Below are 3,281 nucleotides of genomic sequence, written 5' to 3'. Positions count from 1 at the left end.
AAATATTAAACGTAATAGATTTATAAGATAAAGCTCATTTGAATATGGGCTTTGTTTTTTTAGAGTTTAAATTTAGGAGATAGAATGACTGTAGCAGGTTCTAGAGTGGGCTTCTTTTTAATATTTTTATCTATTTCGTCATCACTTTACCGATGTTGATACTTGTTGCTTTTTTTATTAAAGAGTTCCGACAAAAGTTATTTATCTTTTCATCTCTCTTATCGATTTTATTTATACCATCTTTATACAAAGATGTTTATTTTGTAGTAGAAAAAATATTTGGGGAAGCTCCCAATTACTTGGAATAATTTGGCTGTTTTTCTCCACGATACTGCTGATCATACTTTTAATTTATTATGTTTTCAGAAAGGATCATTTTTTAAAATTTTATGGTATTCATTTATTTCAATTGTTTTCATGAATGTAGTGGCAACGATTTATCTATTCTCAAAATGAAAAAAGGGCATAAAGCCCTTTTTTACTGATTAGGAAATAAGCTTCAAATTAGAAGTTATATTCCATACCTAAACCAATAGTTGTTTTCTTATCATCTTTCACTAACCAATCACGTTTTTGCTGACCAACTACGCCATAGAAACGTGCTTGTTTATTGATTTGATAATCAGCACCTAGACCATAAAGATCTTGTTTACGATCATCACGACCATTCGACTCTGTCGTAGCAGAAATATACTGTGCTTTTAACTTAATCGGAGTAGAAGGGATTTTGTATGCTGCTGTTACACCATATGCATCTTCTTGTAGGCCTTTATAAGAGGTTACATCAGAACCACTGGTTGTCGTCACAGTATCATCTGTAGGTTGAGCAGTTTGCCATAAAGCGCCCAAAACAAAACCATCAAAACCTAATTTCGTGAAATCAAGTGAACCTGTTACACGGATAGCATCTGTATAAATACCAGATAATCCATATGCGCCATATTTAGAAGCGATGCCATAGTTTCCAGCTACTGCAGCAGCTAAACCATAATCTTTATTGTCATAAGTGATCGAAGCAGAAACACCGTCTCCAAAACCATCACGACTGCCTTTGTAGCCATTAGCCGCATTTTCTTTAGCAGAAGACTCTTCACCTTGTTGGAACATGATGTTGAAAGCCAAACCACCTAATAATTTTTTATCTGTTTCAAAACCAATCACATTTTTTAAACGATCTTCACCAGCTAGAACAGCAGTCATATCCAATTCGTTGTGATCATTATAGATATCTTGGTTATTACCAGCGGCTGTTTTTAGATAAGAGTCATACTGACCAACTTTTAACGTACCCACGCCTTCTGATTTAAGACCGATAAAACGGTTACGGTTTGTGAATGATTGCTCACCATCACCATCGGCATTGATTTGCCATTCGATTAAGTAAACAGCAGAAAGGTTTTCTGTTAATTTTTCTTCACCTTTAATACCGATACGAGAGGCATTTGAATTTACTTTTGTTACGCTTTCATCTTTAAAGCCATTTTTGTCAATTTGGTCCAAAGTCACACTGAGCTTACCATACAATGTTGGTGCTGCTTGTGCTGCATTCATGGCTAAAGTTGCTACAGTAGCAGCAAGAAGCAATTTTTTCATTGAGATTTCTCCAAAACACTTTTTTGTAAATGGCAATTGCCTTAGTTACTGTTATAAGTTTGCTTGTGTACAAAAAGTTACATAGCTCACTAACTTGTATGCAGTATCGGCAAACTTTGTGACAGAGAAGTGAAAGAAAAATGACAGTTTAATGACGATTTACATTGGGTATAAGTTTTATTTGTTATTGATTTTTATATAAATAAATGAAAATAAAAAACGGAGTCATCACTCCGTTTTTAGTCAAATCAAAGCTTAAAGTGCAGCTTTGATCTTTTCAGCTAAGGCCTTAATCTTTTCTTGATCGCCCATTTGTGCTGCATGACGACCTAGTTCATGGATTGAACTTGGGATCAGATGAAAATGTACATGAGGGACAGTCTGACCAGCAGCAGCACCTGAGAGCTGCATAAGTACAATGCCTTTAGCTTCTAGAGCTTTTTCCATCGCTTGAGCAACTTTTTGGACGATTTGAATCGTATAAGCAGCTGCATCGGCAGGTAGGTCGAGTAAGGTAACTGCTGGTGTCTTAGGAATCACTAGGGTGTGACCATCGGCTTGAGGCATGATATCCATAAAAGCAAGAACTTGTTCATCTTCATAAACTTTTATCGCTGGTAATTCACCACGCAGGATTCTTGCAAAAATATTTTGGTCATCGTATGCCATGATTAGTCCTTTAAAATAATTCTCATGGAGCGAATCGATAATTTTTATCGACATTAGCCTAGAGAATATGCTTATTTACAATTCAATTCTTTTTGACGCGCTTTAATTTCATCTAAGCGTTGTTGTTCTTTTTCAGAAAACTTAGGCTTAGTGGTATGACAGTTTTCGTTACCGTACTTTGCTTTAGCATCTGCATCTTTAAAGCAGAAGCCTTTAGACGCATAGATAAGGTTATAGTTATCTTGTAACTTTTTACATTCTTGCTCTGATGCTGAAGCTTGCATGCTGAAACTTGTCAGTGCAACAAATCCAGCAAAAACTGCAACTGTAAACTTCTTCATGAGGTATTCCTCTCGTTATGAGTAAGCACTAAGTCGGACTTAGCGCATGTACTAATATAAGGTTTATTAATGAAATTTCAATGAAACTGTATTATTCGAGTGTAATTTTACTCCATAATTTATTCTTAATTATAGTAAAAAATGTTTTATATCAATATCTTTTGAGAAATTTTGACATGGTAGACTCTTTGGTTTTTTTAGACAGATTTGTCTGGTCTGTTTTCTGGTTTTTTAAATTTAATTCAAGCGATTTTGCATTTTTAGTTAACGTTTTGATTTTATAACTCATAAATTTTAGTCATAAGACACTCGCGGAATAGTTTGTTAGATTATGTGACTTTTGTAGTAATCAATGGAATTATGAAGACATTTTTAATTGCGTTTACACTGGGGTTGAGTCTTGTTGGTTGTGTATCTTCGAATTATGAAAGTATAAATAAAGCTCCAGTTGTCCCTAACAACGAAGCTTACAATACCTTTAAAATGCCTGAGCATGGCGTTATTACGGATCAGGATGTACATAACTTACCTGAACATGCAGATCTGAATACTAAATATACGATAAGCTTCTGAGTAAAAAATTAGTTAGAGATTTTACATAACAAAGTCCTTGAACTTTAGGGTTCAAGGTCAGAGAAATACTAAATTTAGTTACCTAGACCAACGGATTATGAGTCT

The 3,281-nt window shown here is 34.6% G+C and carries 4 protein-coding genes; 1 reads left to right on the top strand and 3 read right to left on the bottom strand.

All coding sequences use genetic code 11. The features are described 5' to 3' along the window. Nucleotides 1–504: 504 nt before the first annotated feature. The 3 genes from HMPREF0023_RS05650 to HMPREF0023_RS05640 all read right to left on the bottom strand — a co-directional run bounded on the left by HMPREF0023_RS05650 (nt 505) and on the right by HMPREF0023_RS05640 (nt 2,603). Entirely contained in the window at nt 505–1,593 is a 1,089-nt protein-coding gene (locus HMPREF0023_RS05650) for a porin (protein WP_008941440.1), read from the bottom strand. A gap of 255 nt (nt 1,594–1,848) precedes the next feature. Beyond that, complete coding sequence (locus tag HMPREF0023_RS05645) at nt 1,849–2,262, bottom strand: HIT family protein (protein WP_017395557.1); 414 nt, start codon at nt 2,260–2,262, stop codon at nt 1,849–1,851. A gap of 71 nt (nt 2,263–2,333) precedes the next feature. Then, on the bottom strand, nt 2,334–2,603 hold the full coding sequence (locus HMPREF0023_RS05640) for a YARHG domain-containing protein (RefSeq protein WP_008941438.1): 270 nt from the start codon (nt 2,601–2,603) through the stop codon (nt 2,334–2,336). 360 nt (nt 2,604–2,963) lie between these two features. Between HMPREF0023_RS05640 and HMPREF0023_RS16855 the strand changes: the two genes are divergently transcribed. Next, entirely contained in the window at nt 2,964–3,176 is a 213-nt protein-coding gene (locus tag HMPREF0023_RS16855; protein WP_017395556.1) for a hypothetical protein, read from the top strand. The last annotated feature ends 105 nt before the right edge of the window (nt 3,177–3,281 follow it).

The sequence above is a fragment of the Acinetobacter sp. ATCC 27244 genome, from assembly GCF_000156555.1.
GTDB lineage: Bacteria > Pseudomonadota > Gammaproteobacteria > Pseudomonadales > Moraxellaceae > Acinetobacter > Acinetobacter haemolyticus.
The sequence above is the reverse complement of the archived record's forward strand: the minus strand, read 5'-3'. Positions and strand labels throughout refer to the sequence as shown.

Bases quoted from the DNA above. Each gene is read 5' to 3' on its own strand.
- HMPREF0023_RS05650 (WP_008941440.1), bottom strand. From the start codon at position 1,593: ATGAAAAAATTGCTTCTTGCTGCTACTGTAGCAACTTTAGCCATGAAT.
- HMPREF0023_RS05645 (WP_017395557.1), bottom strand. From the start codon at position 2,262: ATGGCATACGATGACCAAAATATTTTTGCAAGAATCCTGCGTGGTGAA.
- HMPREF0023_RS05640 (WP_008941438.1), bottom strand. From the start codon at position 2,603: ATGAAGAAGTTTACAGTTGCAGTTTTTGCTGGATTTGTTGCACTGACA.
- HMPREF0023_RS16855 (WP_017395556.1), top strand. From the start codon at position 2,964: ATGAAGACATTTTTAATTGCGTTTACACTGGGGTTGAGTCTTGTTGGT.